We start from the raw sequence: 16,384 nt of genomic DNA on the forward strand, positions 1-16,384 counted from the left end.
TGAAAATGAAAATCTCCTCTATAAAGGAACGAGAAATACATTTGTAATCCAGATTTATTATAAATAGAAAAGAAGGGTTTGTAATGAGAGGGTTATTTACAGGAAGGTTTGAAGGATATTCATTGGGACATTTTCAAAAGGATCTTCTGTCAGGAATGATTGTCGGAGTTGTTGCGATACCGCTTGCTATGTCTTTTGCAATAGCCTCTGGTGTTAAACCAGAGTATGGAATTTATACAACATGTATTGCCGGAATACTCATTTCGCTATTTGGTGGTTCAAAGTATCAAATTGGGGGACCTACAGGTGCTTTTGTTCCAATTCTTTTAGGCATTGTCATTACCTATGGATATGAAAGTTTACTACTTGCTGGTTTGTTAGCCGGAATTATCTTATGTCTTATGGGAATTTTTAAACTGGGATCTTTAATTAAATTTATCCCACGTCCTGTAACAATTGGTTTTACGTCAGGTATTGCCGTCATTATCTTTACGGGACAAATTGCTAGTTTTTTAGGGCTAACAGGTATAAAAAAGCATGAAGAATTTATAGCAAACCTGCAGGAAATCTTCACTCATATCGGTACTACCAATTTTTACAGTGTTATAACTGCTTTGATTTGCTTTTTTGTTATACTCATAACACCAAAAATTTCACCTAAAGTACCTGGTTCATTAGTAGGTGTTGTAATTTCAACTATCATTGCAACTGTATTTTTCTCAGGTCATGTGCCTACTATTGGTACAGCATATGGCACGATTCCAAATACACTTCCTCAGTTTGATATACCAGAAATCACATTAGAGCGTATCAAACAGTTGATTGGCCCTGCATTTGTTATTGCAATGTTGGGTGGTATTGAATCTCTTTTATCCGCTGTCGTGGCAGATGGTATGACAAATAGTAAGCACAACAGTAACAAAGAGCTGATTGGTCAGGGCATTGCCAATATTGTTACCCCGTTATTTGGAGGGATTCCAGCAACTGGAGCGATTGCCCGCACAGCAACCAATATTAAGAGTGGAGCTACATCTTCGATGTCAGGAATTATTCACGGGGTATTTGTGTTATTCACACTTCTACTATTAGCTCCATACGCTTCGCATATTCCACTTGCTAGTATGGCTCCCATTTTAATGGTGGTAGCTTGGAACATGAGTGAGCAAAAACATTTTATTCACATACTTAAAATGAAGACAGGGGATTCTCTTGTATTACTTGTAACATTTCTACTGACTGTATTTACAAGTTTGACAACAGCTGTGGAAATTGGACTTATTTTAGCTGTTATTTTATTTACAAAACGTATGAGCAACATGCTTGTCATATCTAAAGTGCTTCCTGATCATACAAGGAAGCATGAAAAATTGTTACCACATGTGGTAAATAAAGCTCATGATTGTCCACAAATAAGCATTTACACAATAGAAGGGCCATTATTCTTTGGGGCTGCTCAAACATTTGAACAAAACATTTTAGCGACCATTCATTATAAACCCAAAGTTTTAATTTTGCGTATGGGAAAAGTTCCTTTTATTGATACAACAGGAGAGTCTTACTTTCGGAATATTGTTCAGCATTTTAAAAACCAAGGTGGCGTACTTCTCATTTCAGGAATTCAATCAGAGCTAAAAGCAACACTAGATAAGAATAGATTGTACGCTGAGATTGGAGAAGAAAACTTTTTTGATCATACTGGAGAAGCCATCAACTATGCTTTAGGACATTTGAATACAAAAAAATGTATAGGGTGTAAGCATTTCGCTTTTCATGAATGTATCGAGCTTTCTCAGCAATCTCAGGAAGCAAATACAATAAAGAATAAAGTGAATGCATTAGATTTATAAAAAATTCACTTCACATACAAAGTTTGTTTGATTTGATCTACTCTTTTAATTATTTTATTGAAAAATAGAGAAGGAGAAAGTTTACTTTGGAGAATGCGGAGAAGATTTTTACAAGGTGTGAACAAGAAGGTTTTTCATACATCCAACAAATGATCATCAAACAGCAAGAAGAGAATATCTTCCTTACATTTCAATGTAAAACAGATTGTACGAGTAGTGTTCTTTCCAAAGATGATAAAGAGAATTATGAAGAAAGCGTGTCATTTTTTTCTTGTGTTTCTGGTGGTGTAATTGTATGGGGAATAGATTCAAGTAAAAACACAGATGGTGTGAACAGGGCTGAGAAAATACAACCTATCTCTAATGGAAAGACGTTTTTAACGAAATTAAATGGTTTGTTTTCGAAAGACATTCCAGCTATACAGCCAGATGTTAAAAATATTTACATTCCATTCCCTAAAGAAAAGAACAAAGGGTTTGTAATCACATATGTTCCAGGGAACGATTATTTGTTAAACCTGGATAACTATTACACAAAAACTAGGGGTAGCTTTGTAATGATGATGGGACAGATTCTTTTAAATGATGTGTTAAAAAATAGAAAACTATGAAAAAATTAATGATAAATCATGGATATAGAGGAGCATAAATAATGTCTGAATTTAAAAATCAAGTATTAACTGTTTTAGAAGAAGTATGTGAAAATGATATCGTAAAAGATAACCCAGATGTGCAATTATTTGAAGAAGGGATTCTAGATTCTTTTGCTACAGTATCTTTATTAGTAGAATTTCAAGAGCGTTTAAATATTGGAGTGTCTATTTCTGACTTTGACCGTGATGAATGGGCAACACCGAACATGATCATTAAGAAACTGAAAGATATGCGATAAAAATAGGTTCTTGAAACATAGATAAGGGTAGCTTCTTAAATTTCAACTTCAGAATTGCTATTCTTATGAAATTATAAAAGGAAAGTTTTAAAAAGCTATATATAGAATGAATGATAAAAAGTGGAGGAAATAAAAATATGTCTAATTTACCTAATTGCCCAAAATGTAATTCAGAGTACACTTACGAAGATGGAAATCTTTTTGTTTGCCCAGAATGTGCCCATGAGTGGACTTTAGAATCAGAAACTGAAAATAGTGAAGATACAAAGGTAATTAAAGATGCAAACGGAAATATCTTAAATGATGGTGATTCTGTAACAGTAATCAAAGATCTTAAAGTAAAAGGAACTTCATCGGTTGTGAAAATCGGTACAAAAGTAAAAAGTATCCGTTTAGTGGATGGAGACCATGATATTGATTGTAAAATTGATGGTTTTGGAGCTATGAAATTAAAATCTGAATTTGTTAAAAAGGTTTAAATGTGGGTTTAATGCAACAGAGTTAATTTGAAAGCCAGTGAATGTACAGCATTTTTAAGGTGGAAATTAAACAACGTTTTAATAGAAAGACCTCATTCATGATAAGTATTCTTGAATGAGGTCTTTCTATCTTTTTGAACTTATCTCAACCATACCCGTGTATTTTGGGGAAATATATGGTCTATATAGTAATAACATATACAGCGCTTTAGAGAAATGTTTGTGGCGATTATATTCCTGAATTTTCCGACTAAAAATAGTATGATGAAATTAATCTAACATAAAAAGGAGTATAAAGATAATTATGACAAAGACACCTGAACCAAATTGGCAACCAATTAGTGCCCTGTCGATGATTGCGAATATGATTGATAACCAACTAGAGGATACAAATGAACAATACACACAGTTATTAGAAGTGAATCAACAACCATGTGTATTAGATGACTACACAGTATGTCGTATTATTCAATTGCATACCGATCAACTCGAATTTATACCAATATATAAAAAGCAACTTGAAAAATGGCAAATAGAAGTACACCTTACACTTACTCAGCAAAATGAAATTACACGACTTCAAAAACAAGTAGAGCAATGGGAAAATGTTTCAACTGATATCTTACATTTAGCAAGTATACTAAAAGAGAAAACCATCGAAAAAATACTATCAAAAAGTGACTTAGAACTAGGTATACACAGTCTTCAAAAGTATTATAATTCAAAACGTTATTATTAAATTGATTAGGTTTTTTTCTCAAGTTGAGATTAATCGTAAATCTAAAAAATAAACTTGAAGGTTGGTGAATCTATGTACGCTCCTGGTCACATTTCTCGTGAAGATGAAGTCGAATTTCTTAGAGGGCAATCAGAATTACTTCATAGGATTCATGATGAATCCTATGAAGTAATTAGGTAGCCATCAAAAGGTGGAAATTTTTGAGGACGGAAGCATTCATATTATACATTAAGCCAGTGATTTTTATCTCTGGCTTAAATCTATGCGAAATTCATATTGGGTACTTTTTGTAAGCTATGTTCGTATTCTTTGACTCGTCTATAAAATGTAGTATTTTTCATTCCTACTTTATATAGAGACTATTAGCAAAAATGCTTTTTATAAGTATCTCTTCTCTCTTTGAACGTACAGACGTACGTTCAAAGAGAGATATTCAAGGTTTGGAATATTATTGTCGTTTTTGTTCCTTTACTACGCAAACTCCAATTTATACAAGACTCTATTCAGTATCTAATTGGTATATTTTGTCTTATTCCCCTTTTTCGGGGGATGGGCAAAAACACCCTTCACGTGAAACGTTACTTGTATAATTATGTATCATAGAAAATATCCTTTTTTGTACAGATTATACCATAGATTCTAAACAGGTTCTTAGAGATATGAGAAATCATGCGAGTGCAGCACATCCTAATCATAATGATCTTGACGGTTTACAAATATCAAGCTATTTACAGACTTGTATTAAAGAGGTTTTAGCGAAAGAACCAGAAGGTCCAGTTTTAGAAATTAAAAGATTATTACATAATATAAGAACAGAGGTTTTAAATGAGACAGATGTTCCTCCTATATTATCTAATATTACAAAGCTACCAGTAGATTTAGTTGACTCACTTGTAAGAGCAATTTTTGGAATGTATTTAGATTCGGAAATTGAAGTGACAGTAAGAAATAATATAAAATTATTAGTACATTGTATTTGGAATAATTCTTCTAAACAGGCCAAACAAGATATTGGATTGAAATACGCTGTTTTTTCAGTAAATGCAGATTTAGAAAGAAAAAAATTATCTCACGAATTTTTATCATTAGTGGATGGTTTATCTTATTTGTCTGAGGATCAGATAGCTGTTGAGATTGATAGTTTATTAGACTCTTTACATACTGCACATTATGGTTGGGATAACTTTTACAATGAGCCAAAGCATATTAGAATGATTTCAAAGTATGTTCCTCAATCTGGTGATATTCCTATTTCAGTTTTAGATAAATATGTTAAAACTATAATTACTTGTAGATTAGGAAATAGTTATGGGGTTTCTAGGGATGCTGTAGGGTATTATGATGAACTTATACAAAAATTCCAGGAGAAACACTTTAAAGTTTTTGTTGGCTTGCTTCAAGATACTGATATTATTTCTAAATTAGAAATTACTTCATGTGCTAATTTGTATAAAAAATTGGCTGGAGATTTTTCTATGAAACCTATACAGAACAAGGAATTAGAAAAATTCTTAGAACGATTATCAAGTGCTACTGTAAAATTGCTACCTAAAATTCATCGTGATGAAAGAGTTCCAAAAATTATTAATGCTATTAATCAATAATAAAAATCATTAAATGTTATATGTTATTTCTATAAAAAGTAAGAGTAAGTTTACCCCTTTTTATAATTTGTAAAACACACTGTTAAATGTCTAAATAATAACCCATTGATATCGTGCATACATACCGATATCAATGGGTTTTATGAGTTTAACATTTTGTGTATTTTGTAAAACTAATTTTCAATTTATTACATATCAACTAAAAAGTAATCTTTAACCATTCTAGGCTCTACTATCATCGCTTGTGATTCATCAAATAAGATAATACATAATTTCATATTTCCAAACTGTTCGCCTGTTTCAGATAAATCAACCAAAAATTGTAAATGACTTTGTGAAACTCCTCTTACAACCCCACCCAATCTTTGGCTAGCATCTATGGCCATCTTTTTTGAAATATACAAAGGGATAACATTATTCGAAACAGAAACATATGAGCCATTGATTCCTTTTTCAGATGCTGAATCCCTCTCCATTAATGTCCAAAACGGTTGCCCAATCACTGAATCATCTGGTAAAATCTCCATTAATTTTTCATACATATTAGTACTCATTTTAAGTTCTCCTTTCATTCTCACTACTTATATTAATTAGATGGTATATCTATCCATTCGACAAATTGTTCAACTAACCCTTTGTATATAAGGAAAATGAGATCATTAGATGTTAACATTGTTCTGCACGTTCCCCCTAAATTTCGCATACAGTTGATAAATCAATAACAATAAAATTGGGATTATTAAAAAGAAAAGTAATGATATCTCCCTTACTGCATATACAGCAAACAATATGAATGCAATTAAAAAGAGGACAGGAAAAATAATATCTTTTAACTGCAAAGGTACATATGTATAAGAAACATAGTTTTTTCCCATACGGTATAATAAGTAGATACCTATTACAGTACAAGGAATGACGAAATACCATACGTCTAATTTAAAATTGGGTAGATAATTAGGGAGGGCAAATGCTAAAAAATTATTTAAAATATGTGCAAAGATAGATGCCATTAAGTTTTGAGTATAAAAAGCTAATAAGGTAAATGCGATAGAGGAGGGTATTGTATACAAGACTTGATAAGAGTTAAAATGGAACACGCTAAAACTCATTACTGTCACTATTATAGAAACAACTGGATGGATGTGTTGAAAAGAATTTAAAATATATCCCCTAAAAACTAATTCCTCTGCTATTGGTCCGCAAATTACACCCCAAAAAAGCACCATAATAAAAGGATTCTCAAGTGAAATTTTGTCAAAACCTAAATTCACACTATTATCAAAAAAAATCTTCCCTACATTTCCTAATAAGTTGACGAGAGGGAAAAATAAAATAACTGTACTAACAATTATAAAGAATTCTTGTACTTTTAAAGGTTTAATTTTTATTACTTGATTGAAGTTTAAAGCCGTTCTTGTTGGGAAAGAAATTAATTTTACTACTATCCCTATACCTATTATAGCGCCAAGGACATTGCTCAAACCTTCAAATATTAATTTATATGGTGAATTAAAAGAATAAGATTCTATAATAACTCTTATAGAACCCCATATTAGCAGTAAACACATAAAGCTGAAAAATAAGGCAAACGTTTCTTTTAAATCGCTAATAACTTCACTATCTTTATTAACTATTCTCATAAGTATCCCCCTTTTAATTTACAATCTTATATTAATAAATTATAACGAATAAAAAGCATATTGCATTTTGGATTTCTTTGCCGATCCCCCGAAAAAACACCCAAATTAGGATCAGCAACAAAGTAAATCCAATTAAAGCTCAAGATTTGAAGCCAAATATCATTGAATAGATATATAATTATTATTGAAGAGCAATCTGTAGGTCTCACAGGTACATATCAAAAGAAGAAATCACTTACTTAAAGTGTTTTCTTCTTTATCATAATGGAGGTCTCACAATGAAAGAACATAACACACAAAAATCATATTATATAAGAGAATACACATTACGAGATAAAAGTACAAAATCCATTAGGGTTGAACCCTGGCGCTCATTTAAAGAGGAAATGAAAGTGCTTGGTATTACGGATAATGACATTTTTCAAATTCAACTGATAAAAAAACATATATAATTATTTTAATTTACACTATTCTGCCTGCTTACTGAAATATATTTTCTAAACACAATTATAACTTCTTTTTTATGTCCTATCGCTTTTTTGGTTTGTATGTTATAAAATTAAAATACAAAAAATTCAGAAAGTTTTGTCGGAATTGAATTTTAATTGTGTTAATAAACATACAGGCAACTATCCGCATGATCCTGGGACGGGTATTTATATCTCTTCGAACATTAATTATACTCCTGGTGGCGGCGGCCACTAAAAAAATAACACCTACAGTATTTGTAGGTGTTATTTTTAATCATTTAGGCTTGTAAAATGTTTCGTATTTCTTCTATATCTAAACTTGTAAACTTTGCAATATCTTCTATTGGCATTCCATTTTTGTGCATACCACGAATAAGCTGTATTTTCCCTTTTTCAATCCCTTTTTCAATGCCCTTTTGTTCTGCATAAGCAAACTTTGCAGCTTCATCCATCAAAGCTTTCTCCCTTGCTTCATATGCTTGTCGGAAAGAAGAATCTTGACTCATACGTTCCCATTTATTCATGGCTTTTTGTAAAATCGGGTCTTGGTTCATCGCAATATCCTCCAATGTTTGGGTTAAATGTTCATCTTCATTCGCTGGAAGTAGTAATAACCAGCGAACAAACGAATCTTCCCAGGGATTTACTTGTTCATTCCGCCACTGTTGCATGAGCTTTGGAATCTCCACAATATGAACTTCAATATCATCACTTAACTTCTTTTGCTGTTGCTGATTCCATAAGATTCCTGTTGTATGAAATGCTTCATATTCTGGAAACATCACAAAGTTTAATAAGTTAATCGTAATGGTTTTGTGAAGAGAACTATATGGCATTCCTTTTTGTAGTTGGGATGTATATAACCTTCCCCAGTAATACAAACTTCTCTTAATCATGTCATGATTGTTATTCAGCTGTATTTCGACATTTACCTTTGTTCCTGTATCTAATGTAGCGGAAATATCTAAAATCGATAATTTATCCTCTTCATGTTCGCGGTGCAAGTGTGGATCTTCTAGTTGTAACGAAACAATGGGTGATTCTAAAGAATCTTGTAACATTGCATTTAAAAAAGCAATGAGAATATCTTCATTTCCACTTGTGCCAAATAATTGTTTAAAAGCAAAATCAATGCGTAAATTCACTAATTGTTGGTTGGACATGGGTTTTCCTCTCCCCATCTCATATGATGTTTTTCTTTCATTGTACATAAAAAAGTGATACACATGCAAATAAGCCATTATGTCAACATACATGAAAGAATAATAAGGTTGCTATCCTAGACCGCAAAGTAAGTTCCAAATAAAAAAGAAAACATTATGATTGTTGGTGCGGGATCATTCGGTATCGGGAAATCTACATTTATTACAATAATTACTGGTTTAATTGAATTACCAGTAGGATAAAAAAGTGCACGGTACACTTTTGGAAAATGTTTGTGGTAATCATTTTGGTAATGATTTTTGGTAACATCTTATCCTATTTAAACCAAGCACCTTAATAAAGATTGAACAAGTTACAAAAATTATGGTTTTTGGTAACTAATCTTAGTGCTTTATTCATTTACTTTGCGGTTCATAGCAAGAACCCTATCACTACCCCATGCCCATCAACTTTAGAAGAGAAATCAAAGGAACTTTCGTTCATATGAATTAAAAAACGCTTAAAATATTTTATACCCTTGAAAATACGCATGCCAAATAAGCCTCAATAGGTTTACTTTCAAAAATTATGCAGCTCTCTTTTGCTTTCTCAATCCATTATACTCATAGACAACACCCAAAATATCAAAGACTGTTTTCTTCTCATATCGATGAGATTTCCGTGCATTCTTCTGTAGGAAGTTGAACAAGCGGATTAGGATCTTTGTTATTTCTTGGGTGTTTTGCTGTATGGATTGATATAAAATGTGTAAATGGTCTTGAATCATTCCAATTGCTTTATATTCACTTAATTCTTGTTTCTTCTTTAGCAAAATTAATTGTCGCATCTTAAACATAGTAGAAGAACATAGAAAAATAACAATAAGCTTTCCATAAACATGACATTCTAATCGCTCTTGTTTGATATTTTTCCAATGATGAATTTGAAATAGAGATTTCCAAGTTTTAAAGATAATTTCTATTTGCCAGCGGAGAGAGTAAAAATCATGTATTTGTTCCATCGGAACAATCTCCCATGGTGTATTGGTAACATACAGGTTCATGCCAGTTAATCGTTTGCTTTTTTCTGAATAAGTTATTCCCTTTTTACTTTCTGTATACACTTGTTTTTTCATGCGTTCACGAAGTTGTTTTCTTGTTAATCGATACATAATCACCCTAGTAAATAGTTTTTTATCATTTCCAATATAAGCATCTTTTATTTCATAGACTTGCCCTGGCTTTAAAGTATTCATAATGTGTTCTAAATCAACTTTGATATACTGAGACTGTTTTTTTACTGTCCCATTTCGAAAGTATTCAGGAAATTCATTTTTTATATATACCCTATTGTTTAATTTGAGCCGTGATATATAATACACGCCACGTTGGTCCATTTGATCTAAATCATCCAGTGAATAATAGCCTAAATCCCGAATACATAGATCACCAGGACGTAATGTTGCTAAACATTCTGTTCCAAAGGTTTTATCATTATTCTTCCCTGGTTCCACTTGGAAATTTAAAAACTGGCCACTATGTAAATCGTATTCTAGCTGGATTTTTATACCCGCTGTTTGAGCACAACCACCTGATCCAGGATACACACTAGCTAAATGCTTTGGCACCTGGAAAATCGTTGCATCTAAAATACGAATTCGTTGAAAATAAGCGATGGAAGAGCTTGGAATCGCTGTTGTTTCACAAATTTTACTTTTTAGTAATGTAGAGAAAATGTGTTTTAAAAAGCAAACAGCTTTTTTATTGAAACGTTTATTGAGTCCTTCTGGACTCATGATTGTTCCTGTAACAGCATGAAGTTGACTACATAGTCGTACTAGAGAATCACTCGCTACCCGTTGACTAATCCAAACACAGATAGTAGCTAAATCATGCCCTGAAAACTTACGTTTTCGTTGTACAACACCTAGTTCTCTAGCAAGCTTTTCTAAAAATGAAGGAGTAAGATGTTCATATAATTCTTCAGCAAATAATTGTAGTTCATCTTGAATCGATAGATTCATACAAAAACACCATCCTTTTTGTAAATTTCTACAAAAAGAATAACGCTTTCTATGAATTATGGGTATAAATTCATCTTAAGTTAATAGTAATGTATCATGTCAAAAGTATTTGACAATCCGATTAAGATTTTTTACAATTAGTATGTAAAAAACTTTTGACATTTTGATTATAAAAGATGGAGAAGTGATATGAAAAATATTATAAAGGATTTGAGAGAGAAAAAAGGGTTGTCGCAAGAACATTTGGCTAATAAATGTGGGGTTAGTAGACAAACAATCAATGCAATTGAAAATAATAAGTACGATCCCACATTAAAATTAGCTTTTAGTCTTTCAGAAGTATTGAATACAACAGTAGATGAACTTTTTTTAAAGAAAGGAGTATAGAATTATGAATTATTTAGTATATTTTGTGGGGGCTATATTGTGGGCTTATATTAATAGATTTTTTACAAGTGATAAAGGATCAGCTCCTTGGATTAAAGATGATGAAAGAGATAAAGACATTAAACATAAAGCAATTATAGCAAGTTGGTCAGGTGTCTTTTTCTTTTGTATAATTGGTATTTTCAATAAAGCATTAGGTCTAGGCGGTGCTCAAAAATCACCTTATCTTCCAGAGCCAATAGCTACTATTTTACAAGAAAATGTTGAAATACAAGTTTTACTTATTCTTCTACTAATGTATGGAATTTTTTATGTTTATTATAGAAGGAAAATGAGTGCTTAGTTGTTATTTAGATAATTTATCAAGATTTTAATTTGTTTGAACTTGAACGATCTTTGTTCTAAACGTTTTATTTATGTATAGATAGACAAATCACTATTCAAATTCTTTTGTCATTAATCTTTATTTTAAATCAACAAAAAAACGGTTGTTCTTTCTGATTTTTCTCGTTTATTTTAGAAAGAATAACCATTTTTTTGTACTTTGGGGTACTAAAATGTCTTAAGTTGATGGGCATGGGGTTTTATCCCTAATTCATAGATTACTCTCATTAAGACTTATAGAGTCCAATGATTTCTACCTATTTCGAAACATATTGATTACTTGAAAGCTTTTTTATATCTTTATTGGATTGTACCGTCGCTATATAGACTCCAATTAATACGATTGCCATTCCAACTATCTGTTGCCACGTAACAGCTGCTCCATATAGGACAACTGATATACAAGTAGCTACAATAGGAGTTAGATTTAAATACATACTCGCTTTGCTTGCACCTAACTCTTCTACTCCTTTATTAAACACGATATATCCAATTAACGTCCCGCATATGACCATATACAACATTTCTATCCATCCCTGTAAAGAAAACGTCCCAACCTTTCCCCATCCATCTTCATATAAAGAAAGGCCTGCTAAAAACCCAGTACCCAATACCGTCATACTCATTGTAGTTAATAAAGGGGAGACACCACTCATAACTTTTTTTCCTGTTAAGCTATATAACACCCCACAGATTAAAGCAGCTATAAATAAAAGATCGCCCTTATTAAATGACAAAGACATAAGTGTATTTATTGAACCGCTCGTAATAACAACTATTACACCGATAAGAGACAACATTAAACTTATTCCGACTTTTATACTCCAAGACTCTTTAAAAAATAATATTGCTCCTAAGGTTACAAAAACGGGCATTGTAGCAATAATAAGCGAGCCATTCAAAGTGGAAGTATAGTTAAGTCCCATAAAGAAAAAAACATTGTAGCCAAAAATACCTGTTAATGATACAAATAACAGCCCTTTCCAATTCTTTAATAACAAACTTGTATTCCACTCAGATTTCATAAAAACTATGCCTATTAAAATACAACCCGCTAAACCAAAACGAATTGTTGCCGCTGTAATCGGTGGAATTTCAGTAATAACATGCTCTGCTGTTGCAAAAGAGCCACCCCAAAATAAAGGAACAAGTAACATAATGACATACATACGATTTATTTTTTTCATTTTTATTACCCCTTTCAAGTAAACAAGTTCAAAAGTTTAAACTTGTTTACTTATTAGTTAAAAAAAATTAATAATTCGATTCTATTGCTTGAAGTAAATCCTTCACCTGTTTTAAAAATTCTCCGGCTATTATAGAATAAAAAATTTCTTTTCCATGTCGATCCGCTACAATTAGTTCTGCTTGTTTTAAAATTTTTAAATGGTGTGAAACAGCTGGTCTAGAAATCCCCATTTTATCTGTTATTTGCGTTACATTCATCTGTTTGTTTTCTAACAATAGCATAATAATTTGCTGACGATTCTCATCCCCCAACGCCTGAAATATAGGTGTTACGACCTGAAATTTCTCTAATACAACTTCTGTATTTCTACATTCAAAATTCTCCATATCCTATTCATCCCAACCTTTTATATATAAAAAACATGTAATATATTACCATTAAATAGTAACTCTTTCATTCGCAGTTGTAAATAACTTTATTTTCAGACTCTTTTTCGATAAAAAAAGGAAGATTGGATTTCTCCATTCTTCCCTTTACATTCATACAAAATGAAAGACGCCTGCAAAGCAGGCGTCTTGATGCGTTTACGGCGAGAGACCAGGCGACCACATTCGCGTGTTTAGCACTTAAGCATATCTCTCGTCTTACGTAAATTAGCTCATCGCTTTGCTAATATAACATTAATAAAGTATAAGTGCAACATGTTTATAAAAATATTTTATTTCCTCTTTCATCCAAACAAATTATACGTAAATTATAAATTGATAAATGTAATATATATGTTACAATTAATATAACAGCGAAATCATCATAAACAGGAGATGGATATTGTGAAAAAAATAAAAGATGAACGTCTCATTCTGCAAACATTAAAAAATATACGTATTGCCTTTCTTTTTCAATCACTTGGTATAATTGGAATTTTAGGATATATCGGATTCACTGAAGGACTAGATCAAATTACAAAATCTCCATTATGGCTATTATTTATTCTTACGAGTATTGTGCTTAGTTATTTACAGTTAAGCGTTTCAATTGATGTAGAAGAAAGCAAAAAGGACATCCAATTAACTCCTTACTATAAACTTGTCTTTCGCTCCCTTATCGTTGGAATTATTATGGCTATTATTTATATTATTTTCAGTCCAGAAAGACCTCTCTTTGAAGCTATTTTAACAGGCAGCATTCTCTTCATATGCTTTTTAGTATCTTACTCCGTTAGTTATTTTATAAAAAAGCGTCGTTTACAAGACAACGATGAATAAAGAGGAAGGGCTACCCTTCCTCTTTTATTTTGCTATCGCACTGTACCAGTTAAACCGTAACGAATGTCTCGGAACATATTCACTATGTCACGATTAAAATCGTTTGTAACTGTACCGTTACGCAAGCGTGTACTCATTGCATCGACACGAGTAAACATGTCATTTCTTACAGATACATATACGTTTCTGTTTCCAACTTCATTTGAAACCGCTTGACGAATTTCGTTCGCCATTGCCGTTTCATTTGTTACTGTGTTACGTGGTTTTACCGCAATCGCCACATCGTTTCCATATACAACTGTAGATACGCGGTCTACGTTATTCATACGTTTCACACGATTTGTAATTCTTTCTGCAGTTTTACCATCATTGTTAATGTATGAATTGTTCATTGTAATATTACGTGTTGGATGCGGATTAGCAATTTGACCGTTATAATTTACATCACGGTAATAGTTGTATCCTGTATCGTTACGACCATTTCTATATGTTACATAGTCTGTATAACGATCGTTACGCGTCACATTATCACGATACTGATGTGTATCATTATAAGATGTACGCTCATAATTGTAGTTACGTCCATCCATTGCATTGTTTTTTGGTGTACCACATGCAGCTAATGCACTAGTAACTAACAAAGAAGCAGCAATCACTTTTACTTTCGTATTCAATACAAAAACCCCCTCTGTTAGAATGAACTTCTCTTCTGAAAAGCTCCCTCTTATGATGAGTAACAGAGAAGGTTTTTACACTGTTAATATTTCACTGGGGATTTTCTAACATTTGGTGTAAATCTTCCGTTTCCAGAACGAATCTACATACAAAAAAGGTGGGAATCATCCCACCTTTTTTAAACTTCTTCTTCATCCTCTTCTTCTGAAACTGGCTCCCCAAATACATTTGGTGGATCTGGTTGATAATACATCGTTCCTGGCTGTGGTGCATATGCGGATTGAGTTGGTTGATAATATAAAGGATTCGCGTATTGTGGCCCTCCAGGTTGCGGACTATATAGCCTACTCTCTCCTCCGCATCCACAATCTTCCTCTCCTTGCACGAGCGGCGGCATATTATTATCTATCGGCATCATATTTGGATTTGGCATAGACGTATATTGCGGTCCAAACGGTGCTCCTTGCTGATATGGCATTTGATATGGATTTTGTTGTTGATAATACGGATTCGGCGGCATCATAGGCTGTTGGTACGGCATTTGATATGGCATCATATTCGGTGGTTGATTGTTATCCATGATTGGCATCATATTTGGCATTTGATTGTTATCCATAATTGGCATCATATTCGGCATTTGGTTGTTATCCATTATCGGCATCATATTTGGCATTTGATTATTATCCATAATTGGCATTATATTTGGCGGTTGATTGTTATCCATAATTGGCATTATATTTGGCGGTTGATTGTTATCCATGATTGGCATGATGTTTGGTGGTTGATTGTTATCCATGATCGGCATCATGTTTGGTGGTTGATTGTTATCCATGATCGGCATCATGTTTGGTGGCTGATTATTATCCATGATTGGCATGATGTTTGGTGGCTGATTGTTATCCATAATTGGCATTATATTTGGCACTTGAATATTTGGTGGTATTACTTGTGGAATCACTACATTTTCTTTCGATACATTTGGCGACACTATGTTTCCTACATTTTCTTTCTTTACTTGCGGTGATACTATGTTTCCTACGTTTTCTTTTTTTACTTGCGGTGATACTATATTTCCTACGTTTTCTTTCTTCACTTGCGGTGATACTATATTTCCTACGTTTTCTTTCTTCACTTGCGGTGATACTATATTTCCTACGTTTCCTTTCTTCACTTGTGGTGATACGATATTCCCTACGTTTTCTTTCTTCACTTGTGGTGATACGATATTCCCTACATTTTCTTTCTTTACTTGCGGTGATATTATATTGTCTTTTTTCGTTTGCGGAGAAATGATGTTATTAGGTTTCATTTTAGTAATTTGAGGAGCAATTAACTCGCTTCCTTTTTTAATTACATCTGAAATTTTATATTCTTTTTTCGTTTTTATTGGTGGTTGCGGCGGCTGCGGTAACACATTTACCGAAAACTTCGTATTTTCTTTTTCCGCTGGTTTTTGTTTTTCTATAACAGGTGGTTTTTGAATCACTGACGGTTTTTCAACTGGTTTTTCTTTTTGAATTGGCTGTTCTTTTTGCACCTCTTTTTGCGGTTTCACCTGTATTTCCTTTTGTGGCTTCACTTGTATTTCCTTCTGTGGTTTTACCTGTACTTCTTTTTGTGGTTTCACTTGCATTTCCTTCTGTGGTT

Annotated in this window: 17 protein-coding genes; 10 read left to right on the top strand and 7 right to left on the bottom strand. The window is 32.5% G+C overall.

Features of this window, described 5'->3' with window-relative positions; translation table 11 throughout:
* Positions 1–83 precede the first annotated feature (83 nt).
* The 6 genes from PSR14_RS23235 to PSR14_RS23260 all read left to right on the top strand — a co-directional run bounded on the left by PSR14_RS23235 (position 84) and on the right by PSR14_RS23260 (position 5,561).
* Complete coding sequence (locus PSR14_RS23235) at positions 84–1,847, top strand: SulP family inorganic anion transporter (RefSeq protein WP_262727235.1); 1,764 nt, start codon at positions 84–86, stop codon at positions 1,845–1,847.
* A gap of 86 nt (positions 1,848–1,933) precedes the next feature.
* Entirely contained in the window at positions 1,934–2,458 is a 525-nt protein-coding gene (locus PSR14_RS23240) for a hypothetical protein (protein WP_000426347.1), read from the top strand.
* A 41-nt stretch (positions 2,459–2,499) separates the two neighbouring features.
* A complete protein-coding gene (gene dltC, locus PSR14_RS23245; protein ID WP_001288666.1) occupies positions 2,500–2,739 on the top strand; it encodes a D-alanine--poly(phosphoribitol) ligase subunit DltC in 240 nt (79 codons plus the stop codon).
* A gap of 137 nt (positions 2,740–2,876) precedes the next feature.
* Entirely contained in the window at positions 2,877–3,218 is a 342-nt protein-coding gene (locus PSR14_RS23250; RefSeq protein WP_000067662.1) for a zinc ribbon domain-containing protein YjdM, read from the top strand.
* A gap of 304 nt (positions 3,219–3,522) precedes the next feature.
* Positions 3,523–3,957: a hypothetical protein gene (locus PSR14_RS23255; RefSeq protein WP_000169367.1), complete on the top strand. Its 435-nt coding sequence runs from the start codon at positions 3,523–3,525 to the stop codon at positions 3,955–3,957.
* 659 nt (positions 3,958–4,616) lie between these two features.
* Positions 4,617–5,561 carry a hypothetical protein gene (locus PSR14_RS23260; RefSeq protein ID WP_098487736.1) on the top strand — a complete coding sequence of 315 codons (945 nt, stop codon included), beginning with the start codon at positions 4,617–4,619 and terminating at the stop codon, positions 5,559–5,561.
* A gap of 188 nt (positions 5,562–5,749) precedes the next feature.
* On the opposite strand, the gene PSR14_RS23265 is transcribed toward PSR14_RS23260, so the two are convergent.
* Both PSR14_RS23265 and PSR14_RS23270 read right to left on the bottom strand, forming a co-directional pair.
* Positions 5,750–6,115, bottom strand: a complete 366-nt coding sequence (locus PSR14_RS23265; RefSeq protein WP_098487737.1) for a hypothetical protein — start codon at positions 6,113–6,115, stop codon at positions 5,750–5,752.
* A 105-nt stretch (positions 6,116–6,220) separates the two neighbouring features.
* Positions 6,221–7,201 (bottom strand): CPBP family intramembrane glutamic endopeptidase, encoded by a 981-nt coding sequence (locus PSR14_RS23270; RefSeq protein ID WP_098487738.1) that lies wholly within the window; start codon positions 7,199–7,201, stop codon positions 6,221–6,223.
* A 278-nt stretch (positions 7,202–7,479) separates the two neighbouring features.
* Here PSR14_RS23270 and PSR14_RS23275 point away from each other — a divergent pair, with 278 nt between their 5' ends.
* Entirely contained in the window at positions 7,480–7,653 is a 174-nt protein-coding gene (locus PSR14_RS23275; protein WP_169509536.1) for a hypothetical protein, read from the top strand.
* A 296-nt stretch (positions 7,654–7,949) separates the two neighbouring features.
* On the opposite strand, the gene PSR14_RS23280 is transcribed toward PSR14_RS23275, so the two are convergent.
* A complete protein-coding gene (locus tag PSR14_RS23280; protein WP_061658225.1) occupies positions 7,950–8,834 on the bottom strand; it encodes an Rpn family recombination-promoting nuclease/putative transposase in 885 nt (294 codons plus the stop codon).
* Positions 8,835–9,400: 566 nt separating this feature from the next.
* Complete coding sequence (locus PSR14_RS23285; RefSeq protein ID WP_098487661.1) at positions 9,401–10,837, bottom strand: IS4 family transposase; 1,437 nt, start codon at positions 10,835–10,837, stop codon at positions 9,401–9,403.
* Positions 10,838–11,026: 189 nt separating this feature from the next.
* Between PSR14_RS23285 and PSR14_RS23290 the strand changes: the two genes are divergently transcribed.
* Entirely contained in the window at positions 11,027–11,224 is a 198-nt protein-coding gene (locus PSR14_RS23290; protein ID WP_098487660.1) for a helix-turn-helix transcriptional regulator, read from the top strand.
* Between the two features lie 4 nt (positions 11,225–11,228).
* A complete protein-coding gene (locus PSR14_RS23295; protein WP_098487659.1) occupies positions 11,229–11,567 on the top strand; it encodes a phosphoglycerate mutase in 339 nt (112 codons plus the stop codon).
* A 298-nt stretch (positions 11,568–11,865) separates the two neighbouring features.
* Here the strand turns inward: PSR14_RS23295 and PSR14_RS23300 are convergent, their stop codons facing one another.
* Positions 11,866–12,795, bottom strand: a complete 930-nt coding sequence (locus PSR14_RS23300) for a DMT family transporter (RefSeq protein ID WP_000723576.1) — start codon at positions 12,793–12,795, stop codon at positions 11,866–11,868.
* Between the two features lie 67 nt (positions 12,796–12,862).
* Complete coding sequence (locus PSR14_RS23305) at positions 12,863–13,183, bottom strand: helix-turn-helix transcriptional regulator (RefSeq protein ID WP_000426918.1); 321 nt, start codon at positions 13,181–13,183, stop codon at positions 12,863–12,865.
* Between the two features lie 444 nt (positions 13,184–13,627).
* Between PSR14_RS23305 and PSR14_RS23310 the strand changes: the two genes are divergently transcribed.
* A complete protein-coding gene (locus tag PSR14_RS23310; RefSeq protein ID WP_000721230.1) occupies positions 13,628–14,062 on the top strand; it encodes a hypothetical protein in 435 nt (144 codons plus the stop codon).
* A gap of 32 nt (positions 14,063–14,094) precedes the next feature.
* On the opposite strand, the gene PSR14_RS23315 is transcribed toward PSR14_RS23310, so the two are convergent.
* Entirely contained in the window at positions 14,095–14,736 is a 642-nt protein-coding gene (locus tag PSR14_RS23315) for a YhcN/YlaJ family sporulation lipoprotein (protein ID WP_001093544.1), read from the bottom strand.
* Between the last annotated feature and the right edge of the window lie 1,648 nt (positions 14,737–16,384).

The organism is Bacillus sp. A01H, from assembly GCF_045277205.1.
In the GTDB taxonomy this organism is placed as follows: Bacteria; Bacillota; Bacilli; order Bacillales; family Bacillaceae_G; genus Bacillus_A; species Bacillus_A paranthracis.

Bases quoted from the DNA above. Each gene is read 5' to 3' on its own strand.
- PSR14_RS23235 (WP_262727235.1), top strand. From the start codon at position 84: ATGAGAGGGTTATTTACAGGAAGGTTTGAAGGATATTCATTGGGACAT.
- dltC (WP_001288666.1), top strand. From the start codon at position 2,500: ATGTCTGAATTTAAAAATCAAGTATTAACTGTTTTAGAAGAAGTATGT.
- PSR14_RS23250 (WP_000067662.1), top strand. From the start codon at position 2,877: ATGTCTAATTTACCTAATTGCCCAAAATGTAATTCAGAGTACACTTAC.
- PSR14_RS23255 (WP_000169367.1), top strand. From the start codon at position 3,523: ATGACAAAGACACCTGAACCAAATTGGCAACCAATTAGTGCCCTGTCG.
- PSR14_RS23260 (WP_098487736.1), top strand. From the start codon at position 4,617: ATGAGAAATCATGCGAGTGCAGCACATCCTAATCATAATGATCTTGAC.
- PSR14_RS23265 (WP_098487737.1), bottom strand. From the start codon at position 6,115: ATGAGTACTAATATGTATGAAAAATTAATGGAGATTTTACCAGATGAT.
- PSR14_RS23270 (WP_098487738.1), bottom strand. From the start codon at position 7,201: ATGAGAATAGTTAATAAAGATAGTGAAGTTATTAGCGATTTAAAAGAA.
- PSR14_RS23275 (WP_169509536.1), top strand. From the start codon at position 7,480: ATGAAAGAACATAACACACAAAAATCATATTATATAAGAGAATACACA.
- PSR14_RS23280 (WP_061658225.1), bottom strand. From the start codon at position 8,834: ATGTCCAACCAACAATTAGTGAATTTACGCATTGATTTTGCTTTTAAA.
- PSR14_RS23285 (WP_098487661.1), bottom strand. From the start codon at position 10,837: ATGAATCTATCGATTCAAGATGAACTACAATTATTTGCTGAAGAATTA.
- PSR14_RS23290 (WP_098487660.1), top strand. From the start codon at position 11,027: ATGAAAAATATTATAAAGGATTTGAGAGAGAAAAAAGGGTTGTCGCAA.
- PSR14_RS23295 (WP_098487659.1), top strand. From the start codon at position 11,229: ATGAATTATTTAGTATATTTTGTGGGGGCTATATTGTGGGCTTATATT.
- PSR14_RS23300 (WP_000723576.1), bottom strand. From the start codon at position 12,795: ATGAAAAAAATAAATCGTATGTATGTCATTATGTTACTTGTTCCTTTA.
- PSR14_RS23305 (WP_000426918.1), bottom strand. From the start codon at position 13,183: ATGGAGAATTTTGAATGTAGAAATACAGAAGTTGTATTAGAGAAATTT.